We start from the raw sequence: 17,782 nt of genomic DNA on the forward strand, positions 1-17,782 counted from the left end.
AACGCTCTTACGCGTCCCAAGACTTCGCGACCAGGGTCAGGACGTCGTATGTGGCAACCGGCGCGCCCTCGCCGTTCGCCACGACGGCGTCCCACCGGACCTCGCCGTAGTCGGCGGTCGCCCGCGGCGTGATCTGCTTGACGGTCAGCGTGACGGCGATGTCGTCCCCGGCCTTGACCGGCGTGAGGAACCGCAAGTTGTCGACGCCGAAGTTCGCGAGGACCGGCCCCGGGTCCGGGTCGACGAAGAGGCCCGCCGCGAGCGAGACCACAAGATAGCCGTGCGCGACGATGCCGCCGAACAGCGGGTTCGCCGCGGCCGCCACCTCGTCCGTGTGTGCGTAGAACGTGTCTCCCGTGAGGTCGGAGAAGCGGTCGATGTCCTCGCGCGAGACCGTACGAGACTCCGAGGCGATCGTGTCGCCGACCCGCAGGTCCGCGAGGCTCTTGCGGAACGGGTGGGTGCCGTCGTCACGGCGTGCGCCGCCGGTCGTCCACCGGCCCGTGATCGCGGTGAGCATGTCCGGCGAGGCCTGGAGCGCGGTGCGCTGCATGTGGTGCAGCACGGCTCGGATCCCACCGAGCTCCTCGCCGCCACCGGCTCGGCCGGGTCCGCCGTGGACGAGGACGGGGAGCGGCGACCCGTGGCCGGTGGACTCGCCGGCGTCGTCGCGGTCGAGGACGAGCAGACGTCCGTGCCAGGGGGCGAGGCCAAGCGTCAGCGTACGAGCGACGTCCGGGTCGTGCGTGACGATCGACCCGACCAGGCTCCCGCGACCTCTGGCAGCGAGTGCGACCGCGTCGTCGAGCGTCTCGTACGAGATCACCGTGCTCACGGGTCCGAACGGCTCGACGTCGTGCGGTTCGGTCGCCCCCGGGCGGGCCTGCAGCAGCACCGGGCCTAAGAACGCACCACGCTCCGCCTCGGCGCCGACCACCTCGACCTGGTCCGGGTCGCCGAACACCACGTCGGCCGTGCTGCGCAGCGCCTCGACCGCCTTGCGGACCTCGTCGCGCTGGGCGAGGCTCGCGAGCGGCCCCATCCGGACCTCGGGATCCGTAGGGTCGCCGACCGTCACCTTCGCGAGCCGGTCGCGAAGGGCTCCGACCACCGTGTCGGCCATGCCGGCGGGGACGAGCACGCGCCGGATCGCGGTGCACTTCTGTCCCGCCTTGGCCGTCATCTCGGTGACGACGCCCTTCACGAAGAGGTCGAGCTCGGGATCGTCCGCTGTGACGTCCGGACCGAGGATCGAGCAGTTCAACGAGTCGGCCTCGACGGTGAGCCGGACGCCGCCGGTCGCGATCGACGGGTGGTCGCGCAGCACGTTGGCGGTGTGGGCCGAGCCGGTGAAGGCGACCGAGTCCTGCGGACCCAGCTCGTACAGGAGCGTGCCGGCGCTCCCGCTCACCAGCTGCAGCGCCCCCTCGGGCAGGAGGCCGGACTCGATGATCTGGCGGACGAGCGCCTCTGCCACGTACGCGGTCGGGCTGGCCGGCTTCACGATGGTCGGGAGCCCGGCGAGGAAGGCGGGCGCGAGCTTCTCGAGCATCCCCCAGACCGGGAAGTTGAAGGCGTTGATCTGCACGGCGACGCCGGGCCGCGAGGTGAAGAGGTGCTGGCCGACGAACGTGCCGCCCTTGCCGAGCGGCTCGGGCGGTCCGTCGAGGACGACCGTGTCGTTGGGCAGCTCGCGAGTGGCCTTGCTCGCGTACGAGAAGAGCGTGCCGATGCCGCCGTCGACGTCGATCATCGCGTCGCGTCGCGTGGCGCCGGCGCGCGCAGACAGGTCGTACAGGTGGTCCTTCTCGACGCCGAGATGCTTCGCCAGTGCTTTGAGGAGGCCGCCGCGCTCGTGGAACGTCAGGCCGCGGACCGCAGGACCGCCGACCTCACGGGCGTACGCGACCATCGCGGCGACGTCGAGGCCGGTGCTCGAGACGCGCGCGACCTCCTCGCCCGTGGCGGCGTCGAGGAGCGGCGTGCCCTCGTCGGGCGCGGCATACCAGCGTCCGGCGACATAGCTCTGCAGCAATGCGCTCATGGGTCCCCCGGGTGTCGTTGCACGCGTACGGTGACCCGTGTCACAGTATTACAGAACGATCGGTCAGTAAATCCCGGGAGGCACCATGACTCTCACCGAGCCCGAGCTCCTCGCCGGCTTCGAGGAGACAGTCGCGCGCCACGACCGGATCGAGCCGCGCGACTGGATGCCGGAGCGCTACCGCAAGACGCTCGTCCGTCAGATCGCGCAGCACGCCCACTCCGAGATCATCGGCATGCAGCCCGAGGGCGCATGGATCACCCGGGCGCCGTCGCTTCGTCGAAAGGCGATCCTGCTGGCGAAGGTGCAGGACGAGGCGGGGCACGGGCTCTACCTCTACTCCGCCTGCGAGACCCTCGGCGTCTCCCGCCAGGAGCTGACCGAGCTGCTGCTGGCCGGCAAGCAGAAGTACTCCTCGATCTTCAACTACCCCACCCCGTCGTACGCCGATGTCGGCACGATCGGCTGGCTCGTCGACGGCGCCGCGATCTGCAATCAGGTGCCGCTGTGCCGCACCTCGTACGGGCCGTACGGACGCGCGATGATCCGCATCTGCAAGGAGGAGTCGTTCCACCAGCGGCAGGGCTACGAGCTGCTGATGACGATGATGAGCGGGACCGACGAGCAGCGGGCGATGGTCCAGGAGTCCGTCGACCGGTTCTGGTGGCCGTCGCTGATGATGTTCGGTCCGCCGGACACGCAGTCGCCGAACACGGCCCAGTCGATGGCGTGGGGCATCAAGCGCGACACCAACGACGACCTGCGGCAGAAGTTCGTCGACATGACTGTGCCGCAGGCGCAGGTCCTCGGCGTGACGCTGCCCGACCCCGAGCTGGCGTGGAACGAGGAGCGCGGGCACTACGACTTCGGCGAGCCCGACTGGGACGAGCTCACCGCGGTGATCAGCGGCGACGGGCCTTGCAACGCCGAGCGGATCGCGCACCGCCGCCGTGCGCACGAGGAGGGTGCGTGGGTGCGCGAGGCCGCGATGGCCTTCGCGGAGCGGAGCCCGTCGTCGGTTGAGCCGCCGTCGTCGGTTGAGCCTGTCGAAACCCCAGAGGCTCCGCGATGAACACCGTCCGAGCCGAGTGGCCGCTCTACGAGGTGTTCATCCGCGGCAAGCGCGGGCTCAACCACGTGCACGTCGGCTCGCTGCACGCTCCGGACGACGAGATGGCGCTGCGGCACGCGCGTGACGTCTACACCCGGCGCAACGAGGGCGTGAGCATCTGGGTCGTCCGCTCCGACGCGATCACGGCGTCGAGCCCCGACGAGAAGGACCCGCTCTTCGCGCCCAGCGGCGACAAGGTCTATCGGCACCCGACCTTCTACGAGATCCCCGACGATGTCCCGCATATGTGAGGAGGGGTGATGGTCTCGACAGGCTCGACCGGCGGAGCGGGCGGCTCGACCGGCGGAGTGGGCGGCTCGACCGGCGACGTGGGCGGATCGACCGGCGACGTGCATGACAACCCGTACGAGGGCCTGTACGGGGGCGATGCCACGCACTGGGCTTTCGGGACGGCCTTCGAGGATCCGCTCGCGACGCTCGGCGACACGACGGTCCCCGACGGGGTCGACCCGCACGACCTCGCGTCGTACGCCGTCATGCTCGCCGACGACGCACTCGTGATGTCCCACCGGCTCGCACAGTGGTGCAGCAACGCGCCGGACCTCGAGGAGGACGTCGCGCTCGCCAACGTGGCGCTCGACCTGCTCGGTCAGGCGCGGCTCCTCTACACGCGAGCCGGCACTGCCGATCCTGAGGGCGTGCCCGTGCTCGCCGAGGGGTCACGGGCGGCCGCGGAGGACGCCTTCGCCTCCTTCCGCGACGTCGGCGACTTCCACAATGTCGCGCTGGTCGAGGTGGAGAACGGCGACTTCGCCGACGCCGTCGTCCGTATCCTGCTGTTCGCGACGTGGCGCCTTGCGCTGATGGAGCGGCTGCGTGACAGCACCGACCCGGTGCTCGCGGCGATCGCGGCGAAGGCGGTAAAGGAGCTGACCTACCACCGTGACTACGCCGGTCGGTGGGTCGTCGTGCTGGCGGGCGGCACCGACGAGTCGCGGCGCCGCGTCCTCGCCGCCCGCGACGCGCTCTGGCCCCTACGCGCGGAGCTCGGCGCGACGCACCCGGTCGAGGCGCGGATGGCGGAGTCCGGCGCCGGAGTCGATCCGGCGACGGTCGACGACGAGGTCGACGACGTGCTCGCGCAGGTGTGGGAGGCGGGGGGTCTCGACAGGCTCGACCGGCGGAGTGTGGGTCTCGACAGGCTCGACCGGCGGAGTGTGGGTCTCGACAGGCTCGACCGGCGGACGGGGCGCCACGGTGTGCACACCGAGGACCTCGCAAAGATGCTCGCCGAGATGCAGAGCGTCGCCCGCGCACATCCGACGGGGAGGTGGTGACCATGGCGACGAGGGTGGCAGCGTACGAGGTCGCGGCGCGCGTGACCGATCCCGAGATGCCGATGCTCACGCTCGAGGACCTCGGCGTGCTGCGCGGGGTCGACGTCGACGACGGCACAGTCGTCGTGACGATCACGCCCACCTACTCCGGCTGCCCCGCGATGACGGCGATGCGCGACGACCTCGTCCGTACGCTTCGCGCCGAAGGGTTCGCCGACGTCCGGGTCGACGTCGCGCTGGCTCCTGCGTGGTCGAGCGACTGGATCAGTCCGCACGGCCGGCGGGCGCTCGCCGCGCACGGCTTGTCGGCTCCCGGCCCCGCGCCGGACCATGACGGGCCCATCGCGCTGACCCTGACGGCCACACGGCGCGACGTCCCGTGCCCGCGGTGCGGCTCGCGCGCGACGGCGATCACGTCGGAGTTCGGCCCGACCCCGTGCACTGCGCTCTACCGGTGCACGGCGTGCCTCGAGCCGTTCGAGCACGTCAAGGAGATCTGATGACGCTCGCCTCGCCGGAGCCTCGCACGCGCAGGTCGGCGCCGTTTCACGCGCTCACCGTGACCGCGGTCGAGCCGCTCACCGACGACGCGGTCGCGGTGACCTTCGACGTGCCCGAGGCGCTGCGCGAGGAGTACGCGTTCCGCGCGGGCCAGTCCGTGACCCTGCGGCGGGTGCTCGACGGCGAGGAGCACCGACGGTCGTACTCGATCTGCGCCCCCGTCGGCGCGCCCCTGCGCATCGGGGTGCGGACGATCCCCGACGGGTTGTTCTCGTGGTGGCTCGCGCGAGACGTGACCCCCGGGACGCGCGTCGAGGTGCAGCCGCCGACCGGAAGCTTCCGGGCGGACCCCGACGAGGGCGGCCGTCACCTCTGCATCGCCGCCGGCTCCGGGATCACGCCGATGCTCTCGATCGCGAGCACCGTGCTCGCCCACCCCTCGGCGCAGGTCACGCTCCTGTACGGCAACCGGACCACCGCGAGCACGATGTTCGCCGAGGAGCTCGCCGACCTCAAGAACCGCTACGGCCCGCGCTTCGACCTTGTGCACGTGCTGTCGCGCGAGCCGCGCGACGTCCCGTTGTTCTCCGGTCGCATGGACGCCGATCGGCTCCGCCGGCTGCTCATGCTGCTCGTCCCGGTCGGCGACCTCGACCACGTGTGGCTGTGCGGTCCGTTCGGGATGCTCGCTGATGCCCGCGCCGTCCTCGCCGAGGTCGGCGTCCCGGGCGAGCGCGTCCACGTCGAGCTGTTCTACGTCGACGAGCCGCCGCCCGAGGTCCGGCACCTCGACCCCGCGCTCGAGGGCGTGACGAGCGACGTCACCGTCGTCCTCGACGGTCGCAGCACGACGACGCCGATGCTGCGCGACCGTACGGTGCTCGACTCCGCGCAGCGCACGCGCGCCGACCTCCCGTTCGCGTGCAAGGGCGGTGTCTGTGGGACGTGCCGCGCACGCGTGTGCGACGGCGAGGTGGACCTGCGGCGCAACTACGCGCTGAGCGAGGACGAGCTCGCGAGGGGGTTCGTGCTGACCTGTCAGTCGTACCCGCTCAGCGAGCGGCTCACCGTGGACTACGACGCATGACCGGGGACGGCGCCGCCGCGATGTGGGCGGCCGACGCGGCGAGCAGGGCGCTCGGCATGGAGTGCGAGCACGTCGCGCGCGGCGAGGCCCGGGTCTCGATGGTGGTGCGCGACGACATGGTGAATGGGCACGGCCTGTGCCACGGCGGGCTCGTCGCGGCGCTCGCCGACAGCACGTTCGCCCTCGCGTGCAACGGGTACGGGGAGGTGACCGTCGCCGCGGGCTTCGACATCACGTTCCTCGCGCCTGCCCACCTCGGGGACACCCTCGTCGCGGAGGCGGTGGAGCGTGCACGCAGCGGCCGGTCGGGACTGTACGACGTGACCGTACGCCGCCGTCCCGACGAGGCGACGATCGCGGAGTTCCGGGGTCGCAGCCGTGGCGTCGGTCCGGTCAGCTCTTCCTGATCGCAAGCCCGTCGAAGGCCAGTGCCGTGACGGCGTCGGCGAGCAGCGCGGTGTCGGCGGGGCCGCCCGGGCGGTACCACTCGATCAGCGAGTTGACCATGCCGAAGAGCAGCCGGCTGATCAGGTCGGGGTCGATGTCGTCGCGCAGCGCGCCCTCTGCGACCGCGTCCTGGACCAGCCCGCTCAGCCGCTCGTCGATCGCGCGCCGCCGGGCAAGGGCCTGCTGCTCGACCTCGCTGTTGCCGTGGACCCGCAGCAGGAGCGTCACCGACGGCAGGTGAGCGACGAGCACCTCGACACTCTGGCGCACCGCCGTCCGCAGACGGTCGTACGCACTCACTCCCGGTCGTTCCTGCACCGCCCCGGCGATCACGGCGTCCAGCCCGTCGAGCGCCTCGTCCAGCGCGAGCGCGAGGAGGTGCTCCTTGCTCGGGACGTGGTGGTAGATCGCGGACTTCGTCAGGCCCAGCTCGCGTGCCAGGTCACCCACGCTGGTCGCGTCATAACCCTGGCGGTTGAAGAGTGCGACCGCGCGCCGCAGCACCGTCTCCTGGTCGTACCCGGGGCGGCCTCGCCGCGCGGTGCCTCCCGTCGAGCCGGTCGCCATGCCCACAGGCTCTCACAGCGGACGAGACGGAGGTCACGACTCGGCGCAACCCCTGGGGCGCGAGACCGGAGCGCACTACTGTCGGTGGCGACATGGACGACAGCGAGACGACGCCCCGACGTGCGCGGCGAAGGTGGATCCCCGCCGTCGCCGCGGTCGTGCTCGCCTGCCTGGCGATCGTGGCCGTGCTCCTCGTACGGGGGCCCCTCGCCGATGCGGACGACGACAAGGCGGGTGACGCCTCCCTGGCGACGAAGGAGCCGATGGCGTCGTACGCGTCGCCATGCGTGAGCATTCCTCGGTTGCGCTCGATCACCGACCTGCAGAGCATCGTCGACACCACGCGTGGCGGCGCCGCGCTCCAGGGCGCCGATGTCGGTGCCGACCTGACGCTGCAGGACGGACGGCGCATCTGGGTCATGGGCGACACGCTGCGCGCGGCCGACTTCGACGGCCAGCGCTTCGTCCGCAACTCGATGCTGCTGATCTCCGACGGCTGCGCGCAGACGGTTCTTCCGGAGGACAACGGCGCGCTCATCCCCGACCGCGCCGACGGGGTCGGCTACTGGCCGATGTCGATCGGACGAGTGCACCGCAACGGGGTCGACGTGGTCGGCGTCGGCGTGCAGCGCGTACGGGGCACCGGCGGCGCGTCGAGCACCGACTTCGAGAACCTCGGCCCTGCGATCGCGGTGTTCCACGTGGAGCCCGGCGGTGTGCCCCAGCTCGTCGAGGTGAAGGACATCGGGCGCGACGACCCGAGCCGCAAGCGCCCGACGTGGGGTGCCGCGGTCGCGATCAAGGGCGAGTGGGTCTATCTGTACGGCACCGCCAACCCCGAGGTCGACGGCGTCTTCGGCTACTCGCTGCGGGTCGCCCGGGTCCACATCGACCACCTGCGCGACCATTCCCGGTGGCGCTACTGGGACGGCACCGAGTGGAGCAAGAATGCCGCAGAGGCGGTCGAGCTGATCCCCGCCCAGGGAGGGGTCTCGCAGACGTTGAGCGTCTTCGAGCAGGACGGGTCCTGGTACGCCGTGAGCAAGCAGGATGAGTTCCTCGGCCAGGACCTGGTGATCTGGAAGGCGCCCGCGCCCTCAGGTCCGTTCACGCGCGCGTCCACGGTCGCCCGGATCCCGTCCAACGCCGTCACGGGCCAGCTCCGCTACATGCCGCTCGCCCACCCTGCGATCCTCCCTGTGCCGGGGACGGTGATCGTCTCGTACAGCCGCAACAACACCGATCTCGGCAAGGTCGAGGCCAACCCGTTCCTCTACCGCCCCGCGTTCATCCGCGTGCGTTTGCCCTAGCGCTGCCCCTCGCACCTGCGCGCCGCGTCCCCGCGTGTCTCGCTCACCACGGTCGTTGGGCCCCCTAGTGTGCGGATCAAGGCGAACCAGGGGGAAGCCATGACCGATCTTGCCGGGACCATCACCGCAGCCACGAAGTCGGCGTGGTGGATCGTCGTCATCCGAGGCGTCGTCGCGATCGCCTTCGGCATCCTCGCGCTGGTCTATCCGGAGTCCACCGCGAAGGCGATCGTCATCGTCTTCGGCATCTGGGCGCTCGCCGACGGCGTCATGGCGCTCGTCAGCATCTTCACCGGGGGCGGACGCGCGTGGGGATGGCTGCTCCTCGAGGGCGTGCTCGGCATCGCGGCTGGCATCATCGCGTTCCGTGACCCGGCGATCACGGTGTTCGCGCTCGTCCTGGTCATCGCGTTCTGGTCGCTGATGATCGGCGTGCTCGAGATCTCCGGCGCCCTCCAGCTGCGTCAGGTCCCCGGCAGCGGTTGGGGATGGCTCCTCGCGGCGGGCATCGCCTCACTGCTCTTCGGCATCCTCCTCATCGCCAACCCCGACATCGGCGCGGCGACGTTGCTCGTGCTGATCGGCATCTACGCGCTGGTGATCGGCGTCTTCTGGCTGATCGGCGCGTTCATGTTCCGCAAGGAGGTCAAGCAGCTCGCCTGAGCGGGCCCACAGACGCCAACGCCCCACGTTGCGACCAGGGCCGTGGGGCGTTGTGCTGGGTGCGAGCGCAGGCGTCAGCCGTACAGGCGGACCGGCATCGACTCCACGCCGTACACGATCGAGCGCTGGCGGAACGCCAGGTCGGCGGAGTCGCACGCGAGCGTCATCTCGGGGAAGCGGCGGAACAACTTCGGGTACGCCGCGCGCAGCTCCATGCGGGCCAGCTCCGCTCCGACGCAACGGTGGAACCCATAGCCGAACGTGATGTGCGAGACGGGCCAGTCGCGGTGCGGGTTGAAGTTCTCGAGGTCGGGCCCGCCGGTGCGGTGGTCGCGGTTGGCGCCCGACAAGGAGCAGACGACCGCATCACCCTTCGAGATCTGCTCGCCGAACAGCGCGTGGTCGTGCTTGGCGAACCTCGGGAAGGCGATCTGCACGACCGTGAGGTAGCGCAGCATCTCCTCGACGACGGGGTCGGCGAACGTCTCGTCCGCGATGAGGCGACGACGAGACTCGTGATCGTTCATCAGCACCATGGCGCCGAGGGCGATCGTGCTCGCGGTCGTCTCGTGGCCGCCGGTGAATGCGCCGTCGGCGAGCCCGCCGAGGTCGTAGTCGGAGATCCCGTCACCGACCTCTTCGATGATCTTGCCGATCAGACCGTCGCCGGGCGCGTCACGCTGTGCCTTGGTGGCGTTCATGAGGAACGTGCGCGACTCGGAGATCGCACCGAAGCTCGCGGCGCCACCTCCGGAGACGTCGAAGCGTGCCGAGCCGAGTGCGAAGAACTCCTCGCGAGACTCGTCGGGAAGACCGAGCAGCTCGCAGATGACGAGGAACGGGACGGCGAAGGCGAAGTCGGCCATGAGGTCGACCTCCGGCCCCTTCTCCTCCATCACGTCGAGCTGGTGCTCGATGATCTCGTCGATCTTGGGCGTGAGGCGGGCGAGGCGCCGCATCGTGAACTCCGGCGTGAGGAGCTTGCGCAGGCGCGTGTGGTCGGGTGGGTCGGTGAACCCGAGACCGCCGATGTCACCGTCAGCAGCGCCGACTTCGCCGACGAGCGGCCGGATGTCGTTGCTGTACGAGGTGCGGTCGGCTAGCACGGCCTGCGCCTCGGCGTGGCCGGTGACGAGCCAGATGTTCATCCCGAGGAGGCTCGCGAGCTTCTTCACGGGGGTCTCGGCACGGGTCTTCGCGAGGGGGGCGACAGGGTCGAGCCCGTCGCGGCGCAGCGGCATCAGCCAGCGGTTGGGGACGAAGGTGAGCTTCGAGAGATCGATGCCGTCCTTCTGTGACCGCAGGACAGTCCGTTGCGCGACCCACGTGAGCAGGTCCGTTGTCATCTTGCGCATAGTCCGACCAGACTAACCGCAGGGGAGTCCGCTGAAGCCCTCGCTGCGGTGATTTCAGGGATGACCCTGAGCACCCTCAGGGAGCAGGTCGATGAGGATGGGGACGGCGCTGCGCTCGAGGGGCTTCGTGGCCGTGAGCAGCGTGAGGACGTGGCCGTCTGCGCGTTCTCGCAGGGCCTGCAGCGCCGCCCGTCCTGCTGGCGAATCGAGCTCGGCGCGGTATCGGCGGGCGAACTCCTCGTACGCGAGGCCCTCGTGGTGCAGCGCGCGCCGCAGCTCGGTGGTTGGTGCAACGTCCTTGTCCCACGCGGTCAGGTCGAGCTCGTCCTTGCGGAGGCCGCGCGGCCACAGGCGGTCCACGAGAACCCGCATGCCGTCGTCGTCCGAGGGTGGGTCGTACGCGCGTCTGCCTTGGATCCGCAGCGGTCCCATCACCTCAGTCAGCCACAGGCGCCGCCGACGCGCAGGCGGTGGGTCTCGACAGGCTCGACCGGCGGTGGGTCTCGACGGGCTCGACCGTCGCTGGTTGAGCCTGTCGAAACCCCCAGACCCGTCAGAACCCGAGGACGCGCGCCGTCACCGTGGTCTCCGAGGCCGCATGGGTCGCGTCGCCGGAATAGCGGACGGTGAGCTGGTGCGTCCCAGGCTTGAGCGCCTTCGCCGGGAGCGCGACGACGGTTACGCCACGCACGAGCCGCTGGCTGGCGAGGACCGTGTCGCCCTTGAGCACCTCGACCGTCCCCGTGGCTCGCGGCTTGACCTGCGCGGCGATGATCGGGCCGAACAGCGGCGAGACCCCCGGTGTCGCGACGGCGCTCAGCGTCGTCGGCGTGAGCTGCTCTTCGAGCGCGATCCCGACGAGCGCCGGGTCGTGGTCGCTGGAGCGGAACGCGCTCTCGTCGTAGAAGTCCGTCGCGTTGCCGTGGTAGCGGCTGTACTCGTACGCGATCGGCTCCATGGCGTTGATCGCCCACACCCCCATGCCGGTGATGTCCTGCGCCGCGGCGGGCGACGCGAACACGTGGTCGAGCGAGCCGATCTCGCCCTCGAACTGGTACGTCTCCGCCGTCTCGTACTCCTCCTCGAGATCGACGTAGCCCGCCTCGCGCAGGACCGTGATCGGGTCCTCCTTCGAGTACGCGTTGAGGTCGCCGGTGAGATAGACCTTCTCGGTGCCTGAGGCGGCCTTGACCGTGTCGGCGAACGCGACGAGCGACTGTGCCTGCTGGACCCGCTCGGCGTTGCCCGCACCCTGGTCGGGATCAGGCGTGCCCGAACGCTTCGACTTGAAGTGGTTGACGATCGCGACGAAGCGGTCGGCCTCCCCACCTGCGACCGGCTGGAATGCCTGCGCGAGAGGCTCGCGGGCGTCCGCGAACGCCGCATCGCCGACGAGCACGGTCGACTCACCGACGGCCTCGACTACGGCCGGCTTGTAGATGAAGGCTGTACGGATGAAGTCCTGCTCGTCCAGCGCCGGGAGCGTGGCCGGCGACGGGACGAACGCCCAGGTGCCCGCGCCAGCGTCGGCGTTGAGCGCCTCGGTCAGGGCGGCGAGCGCGGTGTCACGGTCCTGGCCGTAGTACTTCGCGGAGTTCTCGATCTCCTCGAGCGACACCACGTCGGCATCGAGCGTGTTGATCGCCTCGACGATCTTGGCCTGCTGGCGGGCGAAGCTCGCGTCGTCGGCCGCACCGCGCGGGCCGGCGTTGCCGGGGCACTCGTCGACCGTCGTCGGAAGGCCGTCGCGATCGAGGAAGTAGACGCACTCGATGCCCGTGGCCGCCTTGTAGTCCTCGCCGGTGGTCGTGAAGTAGTTGAGGACGTTGAACGCCGCCAACTTCACGTCGCCGCCGACCTGCGGCGGGGCTGCGGGACGCTCGGCGCCGCTGAACGTGGCCGGGAGCACGTCGTTGGCGTCGTCGGCGGTCAGCTGGGCCGTCGGCTGAAGCTTCCAGGCGTTGTTGCGGTAGTCGAGGACGACGTCCTTCGTGAACGTCGCCGCGGCTCCCACCCGGATTGTCGTGTCGGCGTCGATCCACGGCATCGGCGTGAACCGTCCGCCGCCGGTGTAGTTGATCGACGAGCCGTCGTCGAGGGTGATCCGCTTGGTCGCGTTCTCCGCCTTCACAGCCTGGGAGGCCGTCCCCGGAGCGGCGATCTCGGTCGGGACGTACAGCGGCGAGTCGCCCGCGGCGAGCCCGACCTCGGCGAAGGTGTTGGTCGTGTAGTTGTTCGTCACGGTGAACGTGCCCGACGGGGCGACGAGCATGCCCTCGAGCGTCTCGCGGTCGGCATCGCCGAGCGGGAGCGCGAGCGCGGTCGCCTTGACGGCCTCGGCCGGCTCCGAGAGGACCTCGACGTCTGCCGCGGCGGGCGTGATCTGGGTGAGTCCGTTGAACTCGACGATCGGACCCGTGATCTTGACGTGGTCGCCCTTCGCGACCTTGGCGACCGCGGCGCTGCCGAAGACGAAGAGCCCGTCGGAGGCACCCGGGGTGGCGTCGGTCTCGCCGCCGCTGCCCGCGGTCTGCAGGTAGAAGCCGTTGAAGCCGCCGGTCTTGTACGCCGCGGTGACCACGCCCTGCGTGATCACGGTGTCGCCGACGTACGGGCTGGCGACCCCCGTGCCCTGGATCGCGGCGATCGTCCGCTCGACGACCGGGTTGGGGCCGGGGACGCACGCCTCGCCGCACGCGGTCGGCGTCGGGGCGCCGGTCGTGAAGTCGACACTGTTGTTGTCGGCGTCCTCACCGCCCGTACGGTTCAGCGAGGCGGTGACCGAGTAGCCGTCGGCCTTCGGCGCGGTCTCTGACGTGTTGGACACGCCGTACCCGAGCACGTCGACCACGGCAGGGTCGGCGAGCACGGTCGCGCCGTCACCGGTGAGCGTGGCGTCGGAGGTCGAGAGCGCGAGTGTGCCGCCGTTGGCGTTGCCCGAGAATGCGATCGTCGACGCCGCGTCGGGCGTCGGCAGCGGAGCGCCGTTGGTCGAGTTGGCGTTGCCGCTCACGAGGTAGTGACCACCCGCGGGAATCGTCCCCGACAACGCGATCTTGCCGGTGAAGTTGCCGGTGGACGAGTACGAGCGGTATTGCACCGTCCACCCGTCGACCTCGATCTCCTCACCGGTCGGGTTGTGGAGCTCGACGAACTTGTTGAGGTACGTCGCGCCGGCGCTGCCGCCGTTGAGGTAGGCCTCGTTGATCACGAGGTGGTCGGCGGGCGCGGCCACAGCCGGTGCGCCGACGGCGGCCAGCGTGCCGGCCGCGAGGGCGACAGCGGCCGCGAGCGCGGCAGGCCGTAGCCGAAGGAGGTGCGGGCTCATGCGGGTTCTCCTCGCTGTCGTCAGCGTCCGAGGACGCGGACGGTCTTCACGGTCTCGGACGGCTTGTGCTTACCGTCGCCGCCGTACCGGATGGTGAGGGTGTGCGTCCCCGGCTTGAGGGCACGGCCACCGAGCGCGATCACCGTGTGACCGGCGAGCAGCTTGCCGGAGCCGAATGCTTTCCCGCTGGCGTCAAGCACCTGCACGGTGCCGGTCGCGCCACGCGGGCTCACGCGAGCGACCACGATCGGGCCGAACAGCGGGGAGAGGCCCGGGGTGGCCACGGCATCGATGGTCGTGGCGATCTTGCCCTTGACCACCGTGACGGGGAGCGACACGACCGTGCCGGTCGGCTGCGCGGTCAAGGTGAGCATCGCCGCCCCGGCTGCGAGCCCCGCGGGCACGGTGAACGTGACGGTCGCCGTACCGTTCGAGACCGGGAAGCTCCCGACCTCGGTCTCGCCGACCTTCGCGGTCAGCGTGGTGTTCTGCGGGCTGTCGAGCGACGTGAGGTCGAGCTTGGAGACCGTGAAGGTGGTCGGCTCCCCCGTCGTCAGGGTCGTCGGAGCATCCGTGGTCACCGTCGAGCGTCGGGCGAACGACGGGGCGACGGGCGACTTGTCCTCGAGGTACGAGATCCAGGCCTCGCGATCGACCAGCCCGGAGTCCTTCGGCGCTGCACCCTCCTTGAACACGTGGAAGTTGTCCTGGCCGGTGACGAGGAAGGCGAACGTCCCGACGCGGTAGTCCTTGGCGAGGTCGATCGGCTCGCCGTCGATCGTGACCGAGTCGATGACGCCCTTCTTGCGCGGGTTGCCTGCCGGGTCCGGCGGGACGGCCGGGTCGTCGACCTCGTGGTAGGTGTACGAGACGTTGTCGGAGAGCCCGAGCTGGAGGTATGCGCGGGAGGGCACGGCGCCGTTGACGTCGCGCTGCCACTGCTGCTCGAGCAGCCGCACGAACTGCTCACCCGTCAGCGTGACGGACGAGAGGTTGTTGGCGAAAGGCAGGACGGAGTTGGCCTCGGCGAAGGTGACGACGCCGTCGGTGTTCGCCGGGTTGGTGCTCGTGTCACCGGCATAGAACAGCTCCGCGCGAAGGCCGCCGGGGTTGGCGATGCCGATCTCGGCGTTGCCGCCCTGGTCGTTCGCCAGGCTGTCACGCAGCGCGTTGGCGACGAGGTTGCCGAGGGTGGACTCGGAGGCGCGGTCGTCGCGCACGCCGGTCGCTCCCGGCGTGGGGTGCGTGTAGACGCCGTCCTGGTAGGTGCCGCCGATGAGAGCGGTCGTGATGTCGTTGCTGACGGTCGCGACCGGTCGGTTGCCGACGGCCGCCGAGTTGGCGATCGCGGTGTCCACGATGGTCTTCACCGCAGCGACCCGCGGGTACTGGGCGACGAGGTCGGCGTCTGCCGTCGTGGTGCGGGCGACGACCGACCGGGTGTGCGCGACGACCTCGTCTGTCGCGGTGTCGTACGTGATCTCGACCTTCGCGACGCCCTCGCCGTAGTTGCCGGACTGCACCAGCGGGCGCGTGCCCGTACCGCCGGGGATCGGCGCGTCGTAGGCATAGCGCTGATGGGTGTGTCCGGTGAAGATCGCGTCGACGGCCGCCGTGGTGTCGTTGACCATGTGCGCGAAGACGGGGCTTGCCGCGACCTGCTGGTCGAGCGTGGCCGCGGAGTCGGAGAGCGGTGCGCCCTCGTGATAGCTGGCGATGATCAGGTCGGCCTCGCCGTTGGCGTCGTCACCGTCCTTGAGCTCGCCCGCGACGCGGTTGACGGCCTCGACGGGGTCGCCGAAGTCGAGGTCGGCGATGCCGTCCGCGCTGACGAGGGACCTGGTCTCCTCGGTCACCACGCCGACGATCGCGACATCGACGCCGTTGACCGTGTACTCGGCGTACTCGGGGAGGGCGGGGTCTTCGGTGCCCTTGTCGTAGACGTTGGCGCCCAGGAAGACCGGCGTGCCGAAGCGGTTCTGGCCCATCCGCGGGATGACGCGGCCCGTGAGGTCGGCGAAGCCCTGGTCGAACTCGTGGTTGCCGACGGCGGTGTTGTCGAGCTGCAGGGCCTTGAGGACATCGATGGTCGGGTTGTCCTGGTCGACGGCCGAGGCGAAGAGCGAGGCGCCGATGTTGTCGCCGGCGGCGACGAAGACGGTGCTGTCCTCTCCGCCGGCGGCCCGCAGCTGCTCGACCGTGCCCGCGAACTTCACGGTGTTGGCGTCGATCCGGCCATGGAAGTCGTTGATGCCGAGGAAGGTCAGCGTGACCTCGTCCTCAGGAGCCGCAGATGCCGCGGGAACGACGGACAGCGGAGCCGCGACCAGCGCGGCCGTAGCGGCGAGAAGAGTGGTCCGCCGCAGGAGAGTACGGTGTCTGGGTCGCATCTAGGGGCTCCTCAGAGAGACGTGATCCGCTGACCATAGCGAGCAGAGGTGTCGAGCGCTGCCGCAAACTATGACGGTTCGACCACGTTTAGATGTCAACAATTGGCTTTTCGGACAGGCTGGCAGGAGGTCCTGTGGCGCCCGACCACTATCTGGTGCCCGCTCGTGACGCCGAGGCCACGATCGAGGTCAAGGGTTCGCGGTTCCTGGGCTGGGTCCGGCGGGTCGATTCCGAGGACGAGGCGCGGGCGTACGTGGCTGTGGCGAGGCGCGAGTTCTTCGACGCCCGGCACCACTGCTCGGCGTTCGTCATCGGGCCTGACGGCTCGCTCCAGCGCAGCAACGACGACGGGGAGCCGAGCGGGACCGCCGGTGCTCCGATGCTCGAGGTGCTGGTGCGCCGGGAGGTCCGTGACGTCGTCGCGGTGGTCACGCGGTGGTTCGGCGGGACGCTGCTCGGGGCCGGAGGGCTGGTCCGCGCGTACTCCGAGACGACCGCGGCGGCGCTCGACGCCGCAGGGGTGCTGCGCCGCGAGCGACGCGTGGTCGTCACGGTCGAGGTCGCCCACGCCGAGGCGGGCAAGGTGGAGAACGAGCTGCGTGCGCGAGGTGCCGAGGTGGTCGGCGTCGAGTACGAGGCGGATGCCGTACGGCTCCGTGTCGCCGCGTGGCCGGATGCGGTCGTGTCCCTCCGGGAGCAGGTTGCCGCCCTCACCCGCGGAGCCGGGGAGATCGTGGTCGGCGACTCGGTGTGGATGCCGTGACTCGGTACGGTCGGGGCATGGCTCAGAAGCAGTGGTCCGACCTGACACCGCCCCAACGGCGCGCGGTCATCGCGCTCGGCGCCGTCGAGGTCGTCCTCACCACGGCGGCGCTCGTCAGCCTCGCGCGCACGCCGGCCGAGCGCATACGAGGCCCTAAGGCAGCCTGGGTGGGCGGGTGCTTCGTCCAGCCCGCCGGGCCGATCGCCTACTTCCTCGTCGGTCGCCGCTGACCGGCCACCGACGGGTCAGAGCGCGTCGAGGCGGCCGAGCACGTCGCGTACGTGGTCGAGCGAGCGCTTGTGCGCGAGACCTGTCGTGTCGTCGAAGTAGAGCCCGTCGCCGATGAGCTGCACCGTACGGGCGAGCGCGTCGTCGCCGTAGTGCTCGGCGAGCACGGCGAACCACCCGTTTCGCAGCTCCGCGAGCGTCTCTCGGGCCCGGACGTCGTCCTGGGCGAGGCGTGATGCGGCGATCAGCCCGCGGTCGAAGGCTGACCCGGTGTCGACGGAGGTCTCGAGGTAATAGCGGACCGGACCCTGCGGCGCGTCCTTCATCGTGAGGACGTCGGCGCGACCCTGCTCCCGGAGCCGGTCGAGCATCGCGTCGGCCATCGCGTCCTTGCTCGGGAAGTGATAGAGCAAGCCGCCCTTGGAGACCTCGGCCCGCGCGGCGACGGCGTCGAGCGTTGCGATCTTGACGCCCCCCTCCACGAGGAGCATCTCGAAGGCGTCGAGGATGCGGTCGCGGGTAGTCGCGCCGTCGTTGCGGGCGGGCATGCGAGCACTCTAGCGAGGTCGTCCTTGCCGCTCGTCCCACCCGTCTGCCGATGCCGTGGTGGCGCAGAACACCACAAATCGGCTTGAGTGGGAAGAAACGCGCACTGTACCGTCTGGACGGGAACAACTGTACCGGCTGGA

Annotated in this window: 17 protein-coding genes; 10 read left to right on the forward strand and 7 right to left on the reverse strand. The window is 70.3% G+C overall.

The genetic code is table 11. The features are described 5' to 3' along the window. Positions 1–7 precede the first annotated feature (7 nt). Positions 8–2,044 (reverse strand): phenylacetic acid degradation bifunctional protein PaaZ, encoded by a 2,037-nt coding sequence (paaZ, locus tag H4N58_RS00250; RefSeq protein ID WP_167249580.1) that lies wholly within the window; start codon positions 2,042–2,044, stop codon positions 8–10. Between the two features lie 85 nt (positions 2,045–2,129). Between paaZ and paaA the strand changes: the two genes are divergently transcribed. Genes paaA through paaI form a run of 6 tightly spaced genes read left to right on the forward strand, consistent with a single transcriptional unit; the run spans position 2,130 to position 6,448 of the window. Next, on the forward strand, positions 2,130–3,116 hold the full coding sequence (gene paaA / locus H4N58_RS00255; protein ID WP_167249578.1) for a 1,2-phenylacetyl-CoA epoxidase subunit PaaA: 987 nt from the start codon (positions 2,130–2,132) through the stop codon (positions 3,114–3,116). Beyond that, the gene (gene paaB / locus H4N58_RS00260; RefSeq protein WP_167000814.1) at positions 3,113–3,406 is read left to right on the forward strand and encodes a 1,2-phenylacetyl-CoA epoxidase subunit PaaB; all 294 of its coding nucleotides are present in this window, start codon (positions 3,113–3,115) and stop codon (positions 3,404–3,406) included. The genes paaA and paaB overlap by 4 nt, the downstream gene beginning before the upstream one ends. Before the next feature lie 9 nt (positions 3,407–3,415). Next, entirely contained in the window at positions 3,416–4,453 is a 1,038-nt protein-coding gene (gene paaC / locus H4N58_RS00265; RefSeq protein ID WP_167000815.1) for a 1,2-phenylacetyl-CoA epoxidase subunit PaaC, read from the forward strand. Positions 4,454–4,455: 2 nt separating this feature from the next. Further along, the gene (gene paaD, locus H4N58_RS00270) at positions 4,456–4,953 is read left to right on the forward strand and encodes a 1,2-phenylacetyl-CoA epoxidase subunit PaaD (protein WP_167249576.1); all 498 of its coding nucleotides are present in this window, start codon (positions 4,456–4,458) and stop codon (positions 4,951–4,953) included. Then, a complete protein-coding gene (paaE, locus tag H4N58_RS00275) occupies positions 4,953–6,041 on the forward strand; it encodes a 1,2-phenylacetyl-CoA epoxidase subunit PaaE (protein WP_182397126.1) in 1,089 nt (362 codons plus the stop codon). The genes paaD and paaE overlap by 1 nt, the downstream gene beginning before the upstream one ends. Then, positions 6,038–6,448, forward strand: coding sequence for a hydroxyphenylacetyl-CoA thioesterase PaaI (paaI, locus tag H4N58_RS00280; RefSeq protein WP_167000821.1), 411 nt, complete (start codon positions 6,038–6,040; stop codon positions 6,446–6,448). The genes paaE and paaI overlap by 4 nt, the downstream gene beginning before the upstream one ends. Here the strand turns inward: paaI and H4N58_RS00285 are convergent. After that, on the reverse strand, positions 6,435–7,055 hold the full coding sequence (locus H4N58_RS00285) for a TetR/AcrR family transcriptional regulator (protein WP_167249574.1): 621 nt from the start codon (positions 7,053–7,055) through the stop codon (positions 6,435–6,437). The genes paaI and H4N58_RS00285 overlap by 14 nt on opposite strands. Before the next feature lie 92 nt (positions 7,056–7,147). On the opposite strand from H4N58_RS00285, the gene H4N58_RS00290 reads away from it, so the two are divergent. Then, positions 7,148–8,365 carry a DUF4185 domain-containing protein gene (locus H4N58_RS00290; protein ID WP_167249572.1) on the forward strand — a complete coding sequence of 406 codons (1,218 nt, stop codon included), beginning with the start codon at positions 7,148–7,150 and terminating at the stop codon, positions 8,363–8,365. 99 nt (positions 8,366–8,464) lie between these two features. Continuing rightward, a complete protein-coding gene (locus tag H4N58_RS00295; protein ID WP_167000826.1) occupies positions 8,465–9,028 on the forward strand; it encodes an HdeD family acid-resistance protein in 564 nt (187 codons plus the stop codon). A gap of 74 nt (positions 9,029–9,102) precedes the next feature. Here H4N58_RS00295 and H4N58_RS00300 read toward each other — a convergent pair whose 3' ends face one another. The 4 genes from H4N58_RS00300 to H4N58_RS00315 form a co-directional block, all read right to left on the reverse strand. Next, on the reverse strand, positions 9,103–10,383 hold the full coding sequence (locus tag H4N58_RS00300; protein ID WP_167000828.1) for a cytochrome P450: 1,281 nt from the start codon (positions 10,381–10,383) through the stop codon (positions 9,103–9,105). A 54-nt stretch (positions 10,384–10,437) separates the two neighbouring features. Continuing rightward, complete coding sequence (locus tag H4N58_RS00305) at positions 10,438–10,815, reverse strand: DUF488 domain-containing protein (RefSeq protein ID WP_167249570.1); 378 nt, start codon at positions 10,813–10,815, stop codon at positions 10,438–10,440. A gap of 121 nt (positions 10,816–10,936) precedes the next feature. After that, entirely contained in the window at positions 10,937–13,711 is a 2,775-nt protein-coding gene (locus H4N58_RS00310) for an ExeM/NucH family extracellular endonuclease (RefSeq protein ID WP_167000830.1), read from the reverse strand. Between the two features lie 20 nt (positions 13,712–13,731). Beyond that, a complete protein-coding gene (locus H4N58_RS00315) occupies positions 13,732–16,101 on the reverse strand; it encodes a bifunctional UDP-sugar hydrolase/5'-nucleotidase (protein WP_167249568.1) in 2,370 nt (789 codons plus the stop codon). A gap of 134 nt (positions 16,102–16,235) precedes the next feature. Between H4N58_RS00315 and H4N58_RS00320 the strand changes: the two genes are divergently transcribed. Continuing rightward, the gene (locus H4N58_RS00320) at positions 16,236–16,865 is read left to right on the forward strand and encodes a YigZ family protein (protein WP_243845046.1); all 630 of its coding nucleotides are present in this window, start codon (positions 16,236–16,238) and stop codon (positions 16,863–16,865) included. A 17-nt stretch (positions 16,866–16,882) separates the two neighbouring features. Beyond that, positions 16,883–17,095: a PLD nuclease N-terminal domain-containing protein gene (locus H4N58_RS00325; RefSeq protein ID WP_167249564.1), complete on the forward strand. Its 213-nt coding sequence runs from the start codon at positions 16,883–16,885 to the stop codon at positions 17,093–17,095. Positions 17,096–17,110: 15 nt separating this feature from the next. On the opposite strand, the gene H4N58_RS00330 is transcribed toward H4N58_RS00325, so the two are convergent. Further along, positions 17,111–17,641, reverse strand: a complete 531-nt coding sequence (locus H4N58_RS00330) for a TetR/AcrR family transcriptional regulator (protein ID WP_167000837.1) — start codon at positions 17,639–17,641, stop codon at positions 17,111–17,113. Between the last annotated feature and the right edge of the window lie 141 nt (positions 17,642–17,782).

The organism is Mumia sp. ZJ1417 (assembly GCF_014127285.1).
Taxonomy (GTDB): domain Bacteria; phylum Actinomycetota; class Actinomycetes; order Propionibacteriales; family Nocardioidaceae; genus Mumia.

Coding starts and splice junctions, on each gene's coding strand:
- H4N58_RS00290 (WP_167249572.1), top strand. CDS start 7,148: ATGGACGACAGCGAGACGACGCCCCGACGTGCGCGGCGAAGGTGGATC.
- paaA (WP_167249578.1), top strand. CDS start 2,130: ATGACTCTCACCGAGCCCGAGCTCCTCGCCGGCTTCGAGGAGACAGTC.
- H4N58_RS00295 (WP_167000826.1), top strand. CDS start 8,465: ATGACCGATCTTGCCGGGACCATCACCGCAGCCACGAAGTCGGCGTGG.
- paaI (WP_167000821.1), top strand. CDS start 6,038: ATGACCGGGGACGGCGCCGCCGCGATGTGGGCGGCCGACGCGGCGAGC.
- paaC (WP_167000815.1), top strand. CDS start 3,416: ATGGTCTCGACAGGCTCGACCGGCGGAGCGGGCGGCTCGACCGGCGGA.
- paaD (WP_167249576.1), top strand. CDS start 4,456: ATGGCGACGAGGGTGGCAGCGTACGAGGTCGCGGCGCGCGTGACCGAT.
- H4N58_RS00305 (WP_167249570.1), bottom strand. CDS start 10,815: ATGGGACCGCTGCGGATCCAAGGCAGACGCGCGTACGACCCACCCTCG.
- H4N58_RS00285 (WP_167249574.1), bottom strand. CDS start 7,055: ATGGCGACCGGCTCGACGGGAGGCACCGCGCGGCGAGGCCGCCCCGGG.
- paaB (WP_167000814.1), top strand. CDS start 3,113: ATGAACACCGTCCGAGCCGAGTGGCCGCTCTACGAGGTGTTCATCCGC.
- paaE (WP_182397126.1), top strand. CDS start 4,953: ATGACGCTCGCCTCGCCGGAGCCTCGCACGCGCAGGTCGGCGCCGTTT.
- H4N58_RS00325 (WP_167249564.1), top strand. CDS start 16,883: ATGGCTCAGAAGCAGTGGTCCGACCTGACACCGCCCCAACGGCGCGCG.
- H4N58_RS00315 (WP_167249568.1), bottom strand. CDS start 16,101: ATGCGACCCAGACACCGTACTCTCCTGCGGCGGACCACTCTTCTCGCC.
- H4N58_RS00330 (WP_167000837.1), bottom strand. CDS start 17,641: ATGCCCGCCCGCAACGACGGCGCGACTACCCGCGACCGCATCCTCGAC.
- H4N58_RS00300 (WP_167000828.1), bottom strand. CDS start 10,383: ATGCGCAAGATGACAACGGACCTGCTCACGTGGGTCGCGCAACGGACT.
- paaZ (WP_167249580.1), bottom strand. CDS start 2,044: ATGAGCGCATTGCTGCAGAGCTATGTCGCCGGACGCTGGTATGCCGCG.
- H4N58_RS00310 (WP_167000830.1), bottom strand. CDS start 13,711: ATGAGCCCGCACCTCCTTCGGCTACGGCCTGCCGCGCTCGCGGCCGCT.